The following is a 16,194-nucleotide window of genomic DNA, read 5'->3' on the forward strand; positions in this document are numbered from 1 at the left end:
GCCCTCTAGGCGCCCGGCGTGACGGTGATGCCGAGGCCGGCGCCGAACGAGGTGAACGGATTGACGAGCGGCGCGCCGCGGACCTCCTGCCGCAGGAAATCGACGTAGGCTCCCACCGACACGCCCCGGTTCAGCCGGTACTGGGCCCGCAGCCGCATCGACTTGCGCCAGGTTCGGGTATCGGCTTCGCTGAAATCGCCCCGTTCCAGCCCCGCCACGGCGGAAAGGCGCAAATTGCGCAGCGGGTCGTAGTAGGCGCTCAGCATGAAGGCATCGGCCAGGATACCGCCGACCCGAAGGTTGCCGCTGTTGCGGAACGTCCTGCTCGCCTGCGCCCGCAACGTCACCAGCGGCGTGACGTACCACTGCACGTCGGCCCGGAAGGTCAGCCCCTGGAAATCGCGATAGGCCGGCGGCGCGTAGTCACGTGACTGGTAGCCCACGCCCACCTCGCCGGAAATGACAGGCGAAAGCTGCCCGCGCAGTCCGACCATGACCTGGTAGCCGCGCGAATCCCGCCGCAAGGCCGTGGGCGCCGAGGTGGAATCGATATCTTCATAGGCGCCGGCGGCAAAGGCCGAGACCAGGCCCGAGAAATCATAGTCGAGCCGGACCTCGCCGCGCAGCGTGCGCGTGTCGCGAAAGGACTGGTCTGCCGTCCCGCCGCCGGTCAACGCCACCGGGTCATAATCGACGCGCTCGTATCGCAGCGCCGGAGCGAGGCGGAAGCGGCCGAGTTCGAGCCGGGTGCCAAAGTCGCCCGCGAGCCGGTCATAGCTGATCGGTTCGGCCGCATCGAGCGCCGAGCCAGCGGTGCTGCGCGGTTCGATCAGGTGCGAAAACTCGATCGAGACCTTGGCCGCATGCCGGGCACCGAAGTCCAGTCGCCCATGCCCGGCCAGCGCGAATTCCGCGCTGTTTTCGGTCCGGTAGCGGGAAAAACGCCGCAAGGTGCCGGCGGCCGAAAAGTCAAGCTCGTGGCGCGGCAGGTCGGCGCGCAGGGCCAGCGACGGCATCACCGTGGCCAGCGCCGCCGCCTTCGCATCCGGACGATTGAACACATTGCCGTCATACCCCGCGACGATCGAGACGCTGGGCTGCGCGAAGACCGGCCCGACCAGGATCGGGCGCGGCCGATAGGCGGGCTCGATCCGGGCGCCCGCCACGTCGTCCCGGTCGAGTTGGGGCTCGATGACGATCGAGGAACCGGCGCCGACCGTCTGGGCGACGGCAAGCGCCGGCGCCATCACCGCTCCCGACGACACCGCCAGCCTGGCAAGACCATTCATCCTGCTCACCTTGCCCAGACACGGGAAATTGAGAAAAACCCCACGAATATCTCCAAACGGATCCGGGGAAATTCCGGCCGCTTCATCAAAAATGCCAATGTCCATTATATACTTCCGACATCGGATGGAAAAATCCAACGCCGGCAATCGATCTTGGCGACTCATCGTAAGTAAATCTGCGTGTCGTCTGGATCTTCCAATGACACTCAGGACTTCTGTCTAATGAGTATCGCGACTATTCGCGCAGCGCGCGCTTGAATTGATCCGAAAGGGGGCGAATAATGTATTGCAGGATCGTTCGCTGCTGGGTCTGGATGAACACTTCGACCGGCATACCCACCGAAAGACGCACCTTTCCAAGCTTCCTGAACTCTGCATCCGGAATGGAGACAGTGGCCGAGTAATAGGATGCGTTGGTGGCCTGATCGATCGAGCGATCGGCCCCGACCCGGGTCACCGTGCCGGTGAGCTCGGGCGTGGTGCGCATGCTGAGCGCGGTAAAGCGCAAGTGCGCCGGCTGCCCCACCACGACGCTGTCGATGTCCGTCAGCTTCACTTGCGCCCGGACCACGAGGCGATCCAGGTCGGGGACGATTTCCATGAGCGCCTCACCGGCCGGAACCACGCTGCTCACGGTGCGGACCCGCAGCTTGTCGACGATGCCGTCCTGCGGCGCGCGGATCACGGTGCGGTCGTTCTGGTCGCTGGCGGCGGCCTCCTGCTTGCGCAAGTCCGAAATCATCGCCTGGACTTGCGCAAGCTCGAGCGCCGCCTCGCTGCGCGCGGCGCTGCTCACGGAAGCCATCTGCACTTGCAGCTCGCCGATCCGCGCCCGCGCCTCGGTCATGCCCGAAACGGCGGCCGCCTTCTGGGCCTGTACCCCCACCGCCGCGCGTTCGAGCGCGTTCAGGCGATCGAGCGTGGTCAGGCGTCCTTCGTAGAGCTGGCGGGTCTGGGCCAGTTCCTCGCGCACCAGTCTTTCCTGCCGTTCGTAGGCGTCGGCCTGGCTGGCGTAAGTGGCGATCTCGGCGCGGCTCTGGGCGATGCGGGCCTGAAGCTGTCCGAGCTGGTCCCCCCGCGCGCGCCGCGCCAGCGCCAGGCTGCGGCGTTCGTCCTCCATCGCCGCCCCGACCCCCGGATCGCCCGCCTTGCGGACCAGTTCCCCGGGATAGGCAATCGTCGCCGCGCCGCTCTGGATCGCGCGGAGCCGCGCCGCCCTGGCCAGTAACTGGTCCAGGTTGAGGCCGGTATATTCGGCGGCGGCGCCCGAAACCCTGCTGTCCAGCCGGATGAGCGCCTGGCCTTTCCTCACATGATCCCCGTCCCGCACCAGGATGTCGGAAGCGACACCGCCGAACGGATGCGAGATCTCCTTGACGTGCGTCTCCACCGTCACTTCGCCCGGCGCGATCACCGCCCCCGCCATCGGCAGGAACGTGATGAGCCCGCCGATGCCGAGCACCAGTAATGCCACCGTGCCAAGGCCAAGCCGCACCAGCCGGGAAAGCCCTCGCTCGGCGGCGGCCGCGAACACGCCGTCCACGGGCGCGAGCGCACGCCCGGACAGGTCCGGGACGATCCGCACCGGAGGGTTCATGGCTGCCCTGGGCGCATGCACGCGCCCTCTCCGGCGCGGCGCGGCGGCGCGGCGTCCTTCGCCCCCTGTACGCGTTCGGGTGGTACGCGTTCAGGGCTCGGATCCACGAGGCCCGCCATCATTCGCCGACCTGCGCGGCCATGTCCGCCTCCTCGCGCTTGCTCTCGCTCCGGGAAATCGGCGCGGGCGGTCTCATTCGGGTCTGGAATTCCTCGCGTGTCTCGAAGCGTTCGATCCGGCCGTTGTTCATCACCATGATGTGGCTGACGTGGGCGATCACGCTGGGACGATGGGCGATCACGAGCACGATCCCACCCCGCTCGCGCACGCGCTTGATGGCCTGGCCCAGCGCCATCTCGCCTTCGTAGTCGAGGTTGCTGTTGGGCTCGTCCAGCACGATCAGGAACGGATCGCCGTAGAGCGCGCGGGCCAGCGCGATGCGCTGGCACTGGCCGGCCGAGAGCCCTCCCCCCTGCGGGCCGATCAGGTAATCGTAGCCGCCGTCGAGCCGGACGATCAGGTCATGGCAATCCGCCGCCCTGGCCGCCTTGAGAATCGCTTCGCGGTCGGCATCGGGGCGGAAGCGGGCGATGTTCTGGGCGATCGTTCCTTCGAACAGCTCGATCGACTGCGGCACATAGCCGATGATCCGCGCGATCTGGTCCGGCGACCACTGTTCCAGCGTCGCCCCGTCCAGCCGCACCGAACCGCGCAGCGCCGGCCAGACGCCGCAGACGATCCGCGCCAGCGTGGTCTTGCCCGATCCGCTTCGCCCCACCACCGCCAGCGCCTCGCCCGCCTCCAGCTTGAAGGCCACGTCGGCGAGCGTCACCGTGCGCGTGCCCGGCGGCGCGGCAGTCACCCCGGCCACCGAGATGCCGGCATTCGGGAACTCCAGCCCCATCGGTTCGACCTGATGGGGAACCGCATCCAGCAGTTCGCGCAGCCGCCCCAGCGCCTGCCGGCTCGACACCATGCCCTTCCAGTTGGCGATCACCTGCTCGACCGGCGCCAGCGCGCGGGAAGACAGGATCGAGCTGGCGATGATGATGCCGCCGGTCGCGCTGCCCTCGATCACCAGGTAGGCGCCCAGCGCCAGCGTGGCCGACTGCAGGAGCATGCGAAACGCCTTGGTCACGCCCGACATCGTGCTGGAAATATAGGAGAAGCGATCGTTCGCCCGCAGGTACTCGGACTCCGCCGCATGCCATTCGCCGCGCCGCGCCCCGGCCATGCCCAGCGCCTTGAGCGTTTCCGCGTTGCGCAGGGTGGCATCGGCCAGGCCCGCCCGCCGCGCCCCGGTGCGCATCGTCGCCAGCGCGAGCGGCTCGGTCATGCGGTTGTTGAGCAGCATCAGCGAGACCAGCACCAGGACGCCGGCCAGCGCGAGCAGGCCCAGCGACCAGTGGAACACGCCGAGGATCAGAAGGTACACGGCAATCCACGGCAGGTCGAGCACCGCCAGCGGACCCGGACCCGAAAGATAGGCGCGCACGGTATCGACATCGCGCACGATCTGCGTGCCGCCCGGCATCGTCCCCCGCGTCAGTTCATAGCGTGAGATCACGTCCAGCACGCGGTCGCTGATCGATCGCATGAACAGCGAACCGACATGGACCATGATGCGCCCCCGGATCACGTCGAGCGCCGCCTGGAACGCATAGGCCAGCGTGACCATCACCAGCAGGCTGACCAGCGAAGGCACGCTGCGGCTGGGCAGCACGTCGTCATACGTCAGCAGCATGAAGAACGAGCCGGAAAGCAGCAGCACGTTGTAGACGCTGCTGATCGCGACGATCGGGAGCAGAACACGCCGCATCGGCGCGATCGCGGCCTTGAGCTCTGCCGAAAGCCGAACGGCGAAAATCATAATTACGTCCTGACTGGAACAGTCTCACGCTGCGTTACAACAACTCCGCGTATAAATTACCACAACCAATACATCAGTTTTGGGGATTGTGGCCGCGAGGTCTATCGTTCGAAGGGAACGAATATGCGTAAATACCTGGGCATTATTACTAGTCCGCAGATTTGCGTATACATACCCCTCTTGTTCACCTGCACACCCGTTCAAGCCGATACGCTGGAACAAGCGCTTGCCGCCGCTTACGCGAACAATCCCTCGATCCAGGGCAGCCGCGATCTTGCCAGCGCGTCCGACGAAGTCGTGGTCCAGGCCAGAGCGGCCTACGGGCCAAGCCTGAGCGTCAGCGCCCGCCACGCGTTCACCGCCGCCAGGATTCGCGGGACCACGCTGCCGTCTGAAAGCGAGGGCTTCGGCACGTCCGCCGAGCTTTCGCTTTCCCAGCCCCTGTTCACCTCCGGCCGCCTTGCCGCCGGCCTGGACGCGGCGATGGCGGCGCGGATGGTCGAGCGCGAGAAGCTGCGCGCTGGCAGCCAACAGTTGATCCTCGACGTGGTCAATGCCTATGTCTCGTTGCAGCGCGACATCGAACTCCACGGAGTCGCGGTGGAGATCCACGAACTGCTGCGGCAGCAGCGCGACGTCACCGCCGCCCGCTATCGGCTGCGCGATTCGACCGAGCCCGACGTCGACCAGACCGTCAACCGGCTGGAACTCGCCGCCGGCCGAGTGATCCTGGCGCGCTCCACCGTAGAGGCCAGCGCGGCGCGCTATCGCAACCTGGTGGGCGCTTATCCCGCCGCCCTGGCCCCCCTTCCCGCGCTGCCCGACCCGTCGACGCTGGAAACACTCTATGTCGAGGCGGAAACGCACAATCCCACGCTTGCCGCCGCCAGGTTCACCGAGGCCCGCTCCCGTGCGCTCGTCGGCGCGGCGCGCGCGGACATGCGCCCGCAAGTAAGCGCGTTCGCATCCGCGGCGCGCAGTCCGCTGACGCCCTACCAGAACACCCTGCGCGAGGAGTCGGTGGTCGCCGGCGTCAGCCTGTCGATGCCGCTCTACTCGGGCGGCCAGCTGTCCTCGGCGCTGCGCGAGGCGATCGACCGCAACCTGGCCGACCAGCAGTTCGCCGAGCAGGCCCGGCGCGACATGCGCGAGACGCTCGCCACCGACTGGAGCCTGCTGCGGGCCTCGGCCGAGGCGATGCCGCGCTACGATGCCGCGGTCGACGCCGCGGAACGCGCGGTCGCGGGTGTCAAGAAGCAGGAGACCTCCGGAATCCGCACCTTGCGCGATGTCCTCGACGTCACCAACGACCTGCTCGCCGCGCGCACCGGCGCGGTCCAGACCCGCGCCGAGATGTACTTGCGCCGGGTCGCGGTGCTGCGCGACGCGGGCCTGCTCTCGATCGAGATGTTCGCTGCCGTCCAGCCCTACGATCCGGACAGCCGCAGGGCGGGCATCGCCTACCTTGCCGGCCTGCCGCTGCGCCCCGCCATCGAGCCGGCGGACCGCCTGTTCCTTTACGACCACGTCGAGCAGGCGCCCGTCCAGCGCGAGGATTCGCCCGGGTATGGCTGGTCGGACGAGGCCGGCGACCGGAGCCCGGATTGATCCGGATCGGAGACGATCCTTGGCCACCCGCGCCCAGGGCCAGGTAGTTACGCGCCCTCACCGGAGGATGCACGGCGCCATGTTCGTTCCCAAACCCCTCGATCCGCAATGCCACGAAGCGCGATCGGCCGGGCGGCGAGCGGCGGGACTGCTTGCCCTGCCGCTGTTCGCCGCCGCCTTGTCGGTTCCGGGGAACCCCGCCGGACACGCCGATCGGATCCGCCGCGCGGCGAATGCACCCGCCGCCAGCGATGTTGCGCCCCCGCCCGGCCTGTCGCCGATGGACCTGATCGAAATCCCGCGCGACGATGCCCGGCGCCTCAACGCCGCCGTCCCCTTCTCACGCGCGCCCAATCCGGCGGCACCGCCGTTCCATTTCGCGGGCGACGACACCAGCCGCCTGCGCGCGATCGACTGCCTGGCGAGCGCCGGATACTACGAGGCCGGCGGCGACCTCGAAGGCCAGCGCGCGGTGGCGCAAGTGGTGCTCAACCGCATGCGCCACCCGGCGTTCCCCTCCACCATCTGCGGCGTCGTCTACCAGGGCTCGGAGCGCGTCACCGGCTGCCAGTTCACCTTCACATGCGACGGCGCCATGGCGCGCCGGCCGGTTCCCCGGCTGTGGGAGCGGGCCCGGGAAATCGCGAAGGCGGCACTGGACGGCAGCGTCTATGCCCCGGTCGGCCTGTCGACGCACTACCACACCGACTGGGTCATGCCGGTCTGGAGCGGCAGCCTCGACAAAGTCGCCAGCGTGCGCACGCACCTGTTCTTCCGCTGGCGCGGCTCTTGGGGCCGCCCCGGAGCCTTCACCAAGCCGGTCTCGGCGACCGAACCGGTGGAGCACAAGCTGGCCGCCCTTTCGCCCTGGCATCGCTCCGGGGAAGGCGGCACGGCGTTTCCCCGTCTCGCGATCGAGCCGGTCATCGACGACGGCGCATCCGGCCCGGACCCCGTATCCGCGCTGGCGGGGATCGACTTGCGCGGCAGCCTGCTGCGGCTGGCGCACCCCCAGGGCGATGCCTTCGGCTTCCTGGTGCCGCGCGCCTATCCCGGCTCGCTTGGTCTCCTCGCGCTCGACGTGTGCCGGGGCCGCGCGTTCTGCAAGGTCATGGCTTGGACCGATCCGGAGGCGATCCCGCAAGGATTTCCCATCCCCTTCGAGGCGCGGCGCAACATGGCCTTCCTCTACGTCCACGACAGCGCCCGCCACGGAGCGATCATCGCCTGGAACTGCGATATCTTCCCGCGCGAGGACCCGTCCGAATGCCTTTCCACCCAGCTCAGCCAATGGGACGCCATGCGCCAGGCCGCCAGCACCGCGCCCCATGGCCCGACGATGTGACCGACGGTCTTGCACGACCGTCCGCGCGAAACGGATCGCTGACCGTGCCAAAATGCAGAACCATCAATCCCGGATCAAATCCGTAATGACCTGTATACGCGAGCCATATGCGAACGCTTCAAGCCGGACGCACTGGGCCATTCGGTACGAAACCGAGGCAATTCGATTTGCGGGAGGGCCCGGGCGGGCGTAATCGCGGGATCGGTTGTACGGCGCCCGCATTCCAGCGGCAGGTTCGGGAACCCAAAGATAACGAATCGAGAGGTCGCATGAACAGGCTTGCACGCCACACACTCGTCACCTGCCATCTTGGCGACAGGATTTCGCTTCGCGGCTGGGCCGTCGCCATCGGCGCCGGCCTTGGCCTCTGGTGGATCCTGCTCAGGTTGGCATAGCCCTGCCGGGCTTCAATAGGACCCGCGCGCGAAGACGACGGCCGGGACCGTCTTGCACAGCAGCCAGGTGTCGAGCATCAGGCTTTTGCGCTCGACATAAGAGACGTCCATGGCGACGCGCTGCTGGTAGGTGGTGTCGTTCCGGCCGCTCGTCTGCCACAGGCCGGTAAGGCCCGGCCGGACCAGGCAATAGTATTCGAAGTGGGGGCCATAGCGCTGCACCTCGGTCTCGACGATCGGCCGGGGACCGACGATGCTCATGTCTCCCGTCAACACGTTGATGAGCTGGGGAAATTCGTCGAGGCTGAGCTTGCGCATCATCGCCCCGATCGGCGTCACGCGCGGGTCCGACTTGAGCTTCTGCGTTTCTTCCCATTCGCGCCGGGCTTCGGGATCGGCCCGCAGGTGCTCGCGAAGGATGGCCTCGCCGTTCACTTTCATCGAGCGGAACTTGAAACAGTCGAACTGCCGCCCCCGGTAGCCTACCCGGCGATGCGCGAAGAAGATCGGGCCCGGATCGCTGGCGTAGAGGACTACTGCCAGCAGGACCAGGAACGGCAGCACGACAAGGAGGACGAGAGCGGCGACCACGATATCGAAGCCGCGCCACATGCAGGCTTCCAGCATCGAAATGGGTCGTGGCGATATACTTGCATGTTTCGTGGGCCGCGCCCCGTAGGTCATCGGGGTAGCGCACACCTGCTCAACCGTTTCCACCGCTTGTTCCTCCCTGGAATCGGACGAAGGGGTAGATTACCGTCCGATTAACCAAGGCTATCACTGGGAATTTTGCGCTCGCAACAAGAGTTATATTCAGTTCGGTTTATTTCGGATTTGATTACTGAATATAATATGTTGTCCATTACATATAAGCATAGATACTTATATTTGTCATATGGCCGGGAGACTTCCGTGCGGGAAACCGGGTGGGAACGGACCATCTTTTCCGCAATGCGGAATGAACCGGCGGCGCACGGAAAGCTCGATAATGGAAACGAGCCCGCGCCCTGGCATCAGGCCAGGGCCCGATCATCCTCGAACAAGGCAGCGAGCCGCCGGTAGCGCTCCCGCGCCGCGTCGGCCAGACCGGCGGGCAGGTCGAGCGGCGCATCGTCGCGGGCCGGACCGGACAGCGCGGGATCGATGCGCGTATGTCGCCCGCTGACCAGCGGATCGCCACCACCGCCCCGGCGGGACGCCGCCAGGCTCACGTAGCGGTTCTCCAGCGGCGGCAGAAAGCCCAGCCGCGCGGAAATCGCCGCCAGCGCACGGTCCGGTTCCCGGACGAGCGCCTCGTGCGTCAATCCGATCCGTCGCCGCGCGGGAAACTTGTGCCAGAGCGATTCCAGCGCCGCGAGCCGTTCGACATAGTAGGCCCCGGCCTCCGCCTGGGTGGCGTATTCGCCGCGATCCAGTCCGGCGAAAAGCCTGACGATCGAATGGATGGCATCGCCCGGCCGGCGTACCACGAAGATCGCCCGCGCCTCGAAGAATTCGGGCGGCGCGTCCCGATCGTGCCGGGAATGCAGGATCTTGTCGAAAAGACAGCCCGCCCGCGGGTTCCAGCCGCCACGGCGCATCTGGTTGAGCGCCAGCTGTCCCGGCGAACTCGGTCCGCCGTGGCGCACGTGCGCTTCCCCGTATCCGCTCACGTCCGCCCGCGAACACAGGATGTTCGAAAGCGCGGTCGATCCGCACCGCATGTGGGCGAGAATGAACACGCAGTGGCGGTAACGGTATCGCGGCATCGAGTGGCCGAGCAGCCAGCCAGCGGTTCGTTTTCCGGATTCGCGCAGCACCTGGATCATGGAGAAGAGGGACCTTTCTGAACCGACGCACGGAACGCCGATGCACGGAACGATAATCCCTTCGATGCCGGGTTCCCGCCGGGAATTAGCTCCATCCCGGCTGCAATTCGAATTCGCCCGGCGCCGCCGGATGATAGAAGGAACCTGCACATCGTGGACAGGGGAACGCGGCACTGACGGGCGACGAGATGAACTGAACAGGCCGGCGCGATCGGCCGCGTCTTTCACGGCACCCGCCCCCCCCCCCCGCGCGGATGCCACTTCGGACCGTGGTGGCGAGATACGTTTATGACCATGATCGGCGCAGTATGGAAAAGGCGCGATTTGCGTTCCGCCGGCCGGCAAGGCGGCAAGGCCCTGTTCGCCTTCACCGCGCGCTCGCTGCAACAGGTCTCCACCCTGCTCATTACGCTGCTGGCCGCGCGTTTCCTGCTGCCGGCGCAATACGGCGTCTACAGCCTGGGCGTGGTGTTCGTCATCCTGGTCCAGACGATGACCTACACCGGGTTCTACCAGTTCATCCTTACCGCCAAGGAAGAGGATAGCTTGGTATTGTCCACCTGCTTCTGGCTGATCGCCGGGCTGGTCTCCCTCGCTTCGCTGCTGCTGGCGCTGGCCGCCTATCCGCTGGAACGGCTGTTCCATGCAGAGCCGCTGGGCAGCGTGCTGGTGCTGCTGGCGCTGGCCCAGCCGCTCGCCAGCCTGGGCGCATGGTCTTCCGCCGCACTGCTGCGGCGGGGCGAGACCACGCTCAATTTCGCGATCATGTTCGCGCAGAACCTCGTCGCGCTGATCGGCGGCGCGGCGCTGCTGTGGTTCTGGCATTCGATCTATGCCCTGGTCGCGTTCCGCTACCTGCGGGTCGTTTCCGGCGCGATCCTGTTCGCGACGTTCGGGCGGGACTGGCCCAGCCTGGTCTTCAGCAAGGACCTGGCGATCAAGGCCACCGCGTTTTCCGGCGGCCTTTACGGCTCGCGCCTGCTGAACTTCCTGGCGCGCTACGCCGCCGACCTGCTGCTGGGCATGCTCCATTCCCCGGCGGCGGTCGGCCTCTACCGCTTCGGCAACCGGGTGGCGACCGGCGCGACCGATATCTTCAACCAGCCGATGAGCAATTTCGCCGCCACCCAGTTCGGTGCCGCCGCGCGGCGGGACCAGGACCTGGCCGTGCTGCTGGGCCGGTTCGCGGGAACGATCACCATGCTGAGCGGGATCGTCGGCGCGGTCGTGATCGTCTTCGCGCATGACGTGATCGCGATCTTCTTCCACCCATCGTACCTACCCGCCCTGATCGTGACTTACGCCCTGGCCATGCGCGGCGCGGCGGGGGTGGGCCAGATGCTGGTCGAACCCGCCTTCTCGGCGCTGGGCAGGACCGCGTGGGTCATGATGTTCGATCTGGTTTCGACGGTGATTTCGGTCGCGGCGATCTTCGTCGCCTCGCCACTGGGACTGGAGGCGCTGGCCTGGACGCAGGCATTGGTCGTGCTGGGCACCACCTTCTGGGCGTTCCACCTGCTGCGCTGGCGGGGCCATATCCGGATCGGCGGCGCCGTGCGGAATTTCGCCGGCGCCATAGTTCTCTCGGCGGCCTATGGGCTGGTCCTCCACCTCGTCTACCGGCAGGCGATGCCCCGGCTGCCGGTGGGCAGGATCGAAGCGCTGGGCCTGGGCCTGGCGGCGGCGGCCGTGCTGGGGCTGGCGGCCCTGGCGCTCGCCGCGCGGCTGCGTGTGTTCAGCCTGCGGGCATTTTCGGGGTAGGCCGAAAACGCACCAGCGACAGCTCCCGCCTTGAACCCGCGCTATTCGCCGGCCGGCTTCTTGCGCGGCGCGCGCATGCGCTTGGGCTTTTCAGGGGCAGGCGCATCGCCCGACAATGCATCCGCCTGCGGGGCTTTGGGAGCCTTGGCGGACGCGGGCTTTCTGGCGGAGGGCTTGCGGGCGGTGGGCTTGCCTGCCGGCTCGGGTTCGCCGGTGATCTGCTTCACCGCCTTTTCGGGCGTCACGAAAACATCCTCGCCCCTGGCCTTGCGGCCGATCGAATACTTGTAGATCACATAGGCGGAAGCGCCGCCTACGGCCCACCTGAGCAGCTTCATCGCGTGTCCTCTCCCATCCAGCGGGGTCGAACCGCCACCCTAACCGAATGTGATACGCATGTAACCTGCCGCCCGGCCTTCGGCGATCCATTCACGGCTCGGGGCGGGCTGGTGAACGCGATCCCGCACGCAGGGATCGCTCGCGGGACCGGTCACACCGGCCGACACGCGTTAACTTTCACTGCCCGCCAGTCCTGAGCCGGGACACGAACGTCTGCGCTCTGGCGCTCAACCGCCGATTGCGCGATGGTCGGCGCCTGAATTCAGGCAGATTCGCCAGGGAATCGATCACGTGAACGGACGCATCTTCCTCGCCTCGGGCTTCCTGGCCCTCGCCGCGATCGTCGGCGTGCTGGTCATGGCTGCGTCGCCGTCCCGGCCCGAGCCCGCCTCGCTCGCCGAAGCGCGGGTGGCTGCCGCAAAAACCTCCACCCCAGCAGTGGCGCCGACCGCCGCGGCGCCGGCACCTTCGACCGCCGCCAAGGACGAACCTTTCGTCATCAAGCGCATCCTGCCGATCGATGGGCCGATCAAGTACGGCGAATGGCACTGGAACGACAAGGACGTGCCCAAGGGCCCGATCGTCATCACCGTCGATCTCGACGCGCGCGTGCTCTCGGTGTTCCAGGGCGGGTACGAAGTGGGGGCCACCGCCGTCCTGCTCGGCACCGAGGACAAGCCGACCCCGCTCGGCGTGTTCCCGATTACCCAGAAGGACCGGGACCACGTCTCCAACATCTACACGGGCGCCCCGATGCCCTACATGCAGCGGCTGACCGACGACGGGATCACCTTGCACGGCTCCAAGGTGGAACTGGGCTACGCCAGCCACGGCTGCGTCGGCATGCCCGAAGCCTTCGCGGCCAAGCTCTTCGCGGTCACGCACCTGGGCGACAAGGTCTACGTCACGCGCGGCAAGCAGGTGGGCCTGGGCGACAACCTCATCGGCGGCTGATCCTCATTCCTTCCGTTTCGCCGCTCTCACCGGCGCCTTGGCGAAACTCCACCCGCCCGCGTTGGGCCGCGCCACCAGATCGCCGATAGAAGCGGGCCGGCCTTCGCAGAGGGTATCGAACAGCCGCGCCACCATGCCGCCGCGCGGTTCCTCCCCGTCAAGTTCCCGCACGATGCGCGCCACCACGCGCAGCGCCACCGCGCGCGGCGCCTGCGGGCGATACCTGAGCCCCATCGGCTCCTTCTTCACGCATGAGCGCCATTCCAGCGCCGCCATCCAGTCAAGCGCGGCGTCCGCCTCGGCGATGTGGGCGGCACTGCGGGCGATCGCGGCGACATCCAGCCAGTCCGCACCCCTCAGCGCCTTGCGCACGCGCACCCGATCGAAGCGGTCATTGGCATTGCTGGGATCCTCAACGGCGGCAAGCCCGGACGCGCGGACCACTTCCGCCAGTTCGGCGCGACGCCAGTCGAGCACCGGGCGCAGCAGCGGGATCGCCGTTTCCGGTACGATTCCCCGCGCCCGCGCGCCGGCAAGACCGGCCACGCCGCTCGCCCGGTTGAGCCGCATCAGCAAGGTCTCGGCCTGATCGTCGGCCTGATGCGCGGTCGCCAGCGCGGCCAGGCCGCGCTCGTCCAGCCAGCTTGCCAGCGCCGCGTAGCGCGCCAGCCTGGCCTCCGCCTGGAGATTGCCGGCAGCGACATCCACCTTGAGCGTGGCGTGAGGAACGCCAAGTTCCTGGCAGGCCCGCGCCACGCCGGCAGCCTCGCCCGCGCTTTCGGGGCGCAGGCCATGGTCGACCGTTGCCGCCTCAACCCGCCCTGGCAGCACGGCCTGCGCGAGCAGCAGCAGCGCCATACTGTCCGGCCCGCCCGAAACCGCCAGCCCCAGTTTGGCGCCGGCCTCTCCCGCGCCCTCCGGCCAGACGGCCTCAAGACCGGTCCGGAATCGCGCCAGCGTTTCCGCCGCCGGGCCGCGATCAGCTACAGGAAAGCCCATTGCGGGTGGAATCGTAAAGGCCTTTCAGGCGTCCGGCGGCCTCAGCGGCGTAAGTCTGGCCGAATTCGGCAAGGGCGATGCAGGCACGCTTGGCATCCTTCATCTGCTTCATCGTGACGGCAAGGTAGAGCAGGCTGTCCGGCGCCCGCTCGCCACGCTTGTCGGTCTGGTAGTTCTGCAGGAACCACTTGGCCGCCTCGCTCGGATTGCCATCTTCGAGATAGGCACGGCCGAGCAGGTTGCGGCCCCAGCTGCCGCGGGGATGCCTGGGATACTTTTCGAGAAACAGTTTCAGCTGCTGCTGGGCTTCGGGATAGAACTTGGCCTCCCACAGGCGGTAGCCATAGCTGTATTCGTCGTCGCCCGGATCGGCGGTCTGCGGCTTGACCACGGCCTTGACCGCTTCCACGCGAGCCGAAGACGGGGCGGCGGGCTTCGGCTTGGGGGTCGGCGCCGGCGGCGGCGCGATCGGCTTGGCGGAAGCGCCGCCGGTCATGGCGTCGAGGTTGGACTGCGCCGCCGCCGGCGGGGTCACGACGGGCGTCGCGGCCGCCGGTGCCGGTCCCGCGGCGAGCTTGGCCTCAAGCTGGTCGATCCGGTTGGTGTTCTGCTCGACCTGGGAAGTCAACCGCGCCATCTGGGCTTCGACCGCGTCCATGCGGGTCAGCAGGTCGGTAACCGGGGTCGTCGCCGGTTGGGCCGGAGTGCCGGGCGAAGTCGGGGTCGGCGTGATCTCCGGTTCGAAGAACTTGCCGCCAGGCCCCGGGAAGACCTTGCGCTGCAGGGCGCGCACTTCGGCCTCCACTTTCTTCAGGCGCGTATCGGTGCTCTCCTGCGCCAGCGCGGGCACCGTTCCGCCGGCCAGGATCGACGCGGCGGCCACCGTCGCCAGCAAGCGACCGGACCGCATAGCCCCTAGTGAACCTTTCATCGCCAATTCAACTCCGTGCCAGAATGTTCCGCCGCTTTTCGCCCCCTCGTGTCGGCAGCGGCGGACGGAACCGGAAATTAACCAAGCAAGCTTTCCCGCGTTTGTTGCCGCAAGCGCCTCGGCCTGTCGAGGGCGCCTAGTTGGAAACCGTGGAAAGCGGATCGGCCGGATGCGGCGATTGCGGCATGGCCGAACCCAGCGGGCGGCCGGTGCTGGTGGCGGGGCTTGCCGCCGCCGTCGTGGATTCCACCGGCGTCGGTTCGATGGCTGCATCGGCCGGTCGGGGTGAGCCGGTCGTGGGCCGGCGCATGCCCGATGGCCTCGATGCGGGGGCCTGGGGTGCTGGCAAGGGCTGGCTCGCCGCTGGCGACTGGGCAGGAACGGCGCGCGCCCGGACATCGGCGGGCATCAGCGAAATGCCCGACATCGTCATCGGCCGCTCGGCCAGTCGCGGCACGGCCTTTCCGCCGACCGTCAGCTGGAGTGCGTCGGGCCGGCCGGTGCGCAGCTGCGGCCCCCGCGCATCGGCGGGCACCGTCCAGCTTTCGCCTTTGGCCAGTTCCTTCACCAGCAGCATCGCGCCGCCGGCATCGGTGACGCTCACCCACACATTGTCGGCGGTTGCCGTCAGGACCACCGGCTCACCGGCGGGTGACGGCCGGGGGACCGGCAAGGCCGCCGGAAGGCTCGCCAGCGGCGCGGGCGCCTCGTCGGCCAGGAGATCGGGCAACTTGCCTTCGGGCGAGAGGAAGCTGCTCCAGAACAACAGCAGCAGGCCGATCACGACGACCGCCCCCCCGCCCGCCAGCCAGGCCAGCCGCATCGGCGGCACCCGCGCCGGATCGCCGGGCTCGAAGCTCGGCGCGCCTTGCGGGCGCTCGACTTTCTCGGCATCGATCTGGCGGCGCACGGTCTTGGCCATCTCGGCCTCGTCAAGGCCGATCGCGCGTGCATAGGCCCGCGCGAAGCCGACGGCATAAGTGCGGGCGGCAAGGTCGCCGAAGCGATCCTCCTCTATGGCCAGCACGTGACGCTCGGCGATCTTGGTCCGGAAGGCAATGTCGGCGCGGCTCAGTCCCGCGGCTTCGCGTGCCATGCGAAGCTGGCCGCCGGCTGTCTTGGGACGATCAGCCCAACCCTGATTTTCTACCTGTTCCATTCCACCCCGGGGGACTTGGTGAGTGTGCGACCTAACGGACACTAACCAAACCGCCCCGTCGCCCAAAGTCAATCAGTCCCCGGGCAATCGCGTGAATATTATGCGGCGGATAATGCGCGTTTCGCGGCCGATACCATCG

General features: G+C 67.7%; 14 protein-coding genes. 5 read left to right on the forward strand and 9 right to left on the reverse strand.

Annotated elements, in window-relative coordinates; all coding sequences use genetic code 11:
• Positions 1 to 5: 5 nt before the first annotated feature.
• From BM052_RS04530 to BM052_RS04540, 3 genes are all read right to left on the reverse strand, one after another.
• Positions 6 to 1,289, reverse strand: coding sequence for an outer membrane beta-barrel protein (locus BM052_RS04530; RefSeq protein ID WP_177198318.1), 1,284 nt, complete (start codon positions 1,287 to 1,289; stop codon positions 6 to 8).
• 235 nt (positions 1,290 to 1,524) lie between these two features.
• A complete protein-coding gene (locus BM052_RS04535; RefSeq protein ID WP_091143702.1) occupies positions 1,525 to 2,886 on the reverse strand; it encodes an HlyD family type I secretion periplasmic adaptor subunit in 1,362 nt (453 codons plus the stop codon).
• Positions 2,887 to 3,004: 118 nt separating this feature from the next.
• Positions 3,005 to 4,756 (reverse strand): type I secretion system permease/ATPase, encoded by a 1,752-nt coding sequence (locus BM052_RS04540; RefSeq protein ID WP_091143704.1) that lies wholly within the window; start codon positions 4,754 to 4,756, stop codon positions 3,005 to 3,007.
• A 180-nt stretch (positions 4,757 to 4,936) separates the two neighbouring features.
• Here BM052_RS04540 and BM052_RS04545 point away from each other — a divergent pair, with 180 nt between their 5' ends.
• From BM052_RS04545 to BM052_RS20205, 3 genes are all read left to right on the forward strand, one after another.
• Positions 4,937 to 6,364, forward strand: a complete 1,428-nt coding sequence (locus tag BM052_RS04545; RefSeq protein ID WP_255405959.1) for a TolC family outer membrane protein — start codon at positions 4,937 to 4,939, stop codon at positions 6,362 to 6,364.
• A 79-nt stretch (positions 6,365 to 6,443) separates the two neighbouring features.
• Complete coding sequence (locus BM052_RS04550) at positions 6,444 to 7,709, forward strand: cell wall hydrolase (protein WP_091143708.1); 1,266 nt, start codon at positions 6,444 to 6,446, stop codon at positions 7,707 to 7,709.
• Positions 7,710 to 7,978: 269 nt separating this feature from the next.
• Positions 7,979 to 8,104: a hypothetical protein gene (locus tag BM052_RS20205; RefSeq protein WP_255405960.1), complete on the forward strand. Its 126-nt coding sequence runs from the start codon at positions 7,979 to 7,981 to the stop codon at positions 8,102 to 8,104.
• Between the two features lie 12 nt (positions 8,105 to 8,116).
• Here the strand turns inward: BM052_RS20205 and BM052_RS04555 are convergent, their stop codons facing one another.
• Positions 8,117 to 8,731 (reverse strand): sugar transferase, encoded by a 615-nt coding sequence (locus tag BM052_RS04555; RefSeq protein ID WP_091143711.1) that lies wholly within the window; start codon positions 8,729 to 8,731, stop codon positions 8,117 to 8,119.
• Positions 8,732 to 9,117: 386 nt separating this feature from the next.
• Positions 9,118 to 9,912 carry a sulfotransferase gene (locus tag BM052_RS04560; protein WP_091143712.1) on the reverse strand — a complete coding sequence of 265 codons (795 nt, stop codon included), beginning with the start codon at positions 9,910 to 9,912 and terminating at the stop codon, positions 9,118 to 9,120.
• Between the two features lie 288 nt (positions 9,913 to 10,200).
• Between BM052_RS04560 and BM052_RS04565 the strand changes: the two genes are divergently transcribed.
• Positions 10,201 to 11,673, forward strand: coding sequence for an oligosaccharide flippase family protein (locus tag BM052_RS04565; protein ID WP_091143715.1), 1,473 nt, complete (start codon positions 10,201 to 10,203; stop codon positions 11,671 to 11,673).
• 41 nt (positions 11,674 to 11,714) lie between these two features.
• Here BM052_RS04565 and BM052_RS04570 read toward each other — a convergent pair whose 3' ends face one another.
• Complete coding sequence (locus tag BM052_RS04570) at positions 11,715 to 12,011, reverse strand: hypothetical protein (RefSeq protein WP_091143718.1); 297 nt, start codon at positions 12,009 to 12,011, stop codon at positions 11,715 to 11,717.
• 292 nt (positions 12,012 to 12,303) lie between these two features.
• Between BM052_RS04570 and BM052_RS04575 the strand changes: the two genes are divergently transcribed.
• On the forward strand, positions 12,304 to 12,966 hold the full coding sequence (locus BM052_RS04575) for a L,D-transpeptidase family protein (RefSeq protein ID WP_091143719.1): 663 nt from the start codon (positions 12,304 to 12,306) through the stop codon (positions 12,964 to 12,966).
• A gap of 3 nt (positions 12,967 to 12,969) precedes the next feature.
• Here the strand turns inward: BM052_RS04575 and tilS are convergent, their stop codons facing one another.
• The 3 genes from tilS to BM052_RS04590 all read right to left on the reverse strand — a co-directional run bounded on the left by tilS (position 12,970) and on the right by BM052_RS04590 (position 15,992).
• Positions 12,970 to 13,965, reverse strand: a complete 996-nt coding sequence (gene tilS / locus BM052_RS04580) for a tRNA lysidine(34) synthetase TilS (protein WP_091143722.1) — start codon at positions 13,963 to 13,965, stop codon at positions 12,970 to 12,972.
• Positions 13,946 to 14,875: a tetratricopeptide repeat protein gene (locus BM052_RS04585; RefSeq protein WP_091143724.1), complete on the reverse strand. Its 930-nt coding sequence runs from the start codon at positions 14,873 to 14,875 to the stop codon at positions 13,946 to 13,948. Before BM052_RS04585 ends, tilS begins: the two co-directional genes overlap by 20 nt.
• Positions 14,876 to 15,032: 157 nt before the next feature.
• Positions 15,033 to 15,992: a helix-turn-helix domain-containing protein gene (locus tag BM052_RS04590; protein WP_255405961.1), complete on the reverse strand. Its 960-nt coding sequence runs from the start codon at positions 15,990 to 15,992 to the stop codon at positions 15,033 to 15,035.
• Positions 15,993 to 16,194: the final 202 nt, after the last annotated feature.

Source organism: Novosphingobium sp. CF614 (assembly GCF_900113255.1).
Taxonomy (GTDB): Bacteria; Pseudomonadota; Alphaproteobacteria; order Sphingomonadales; family Sphingomonadaceae; genus Novosphingobium.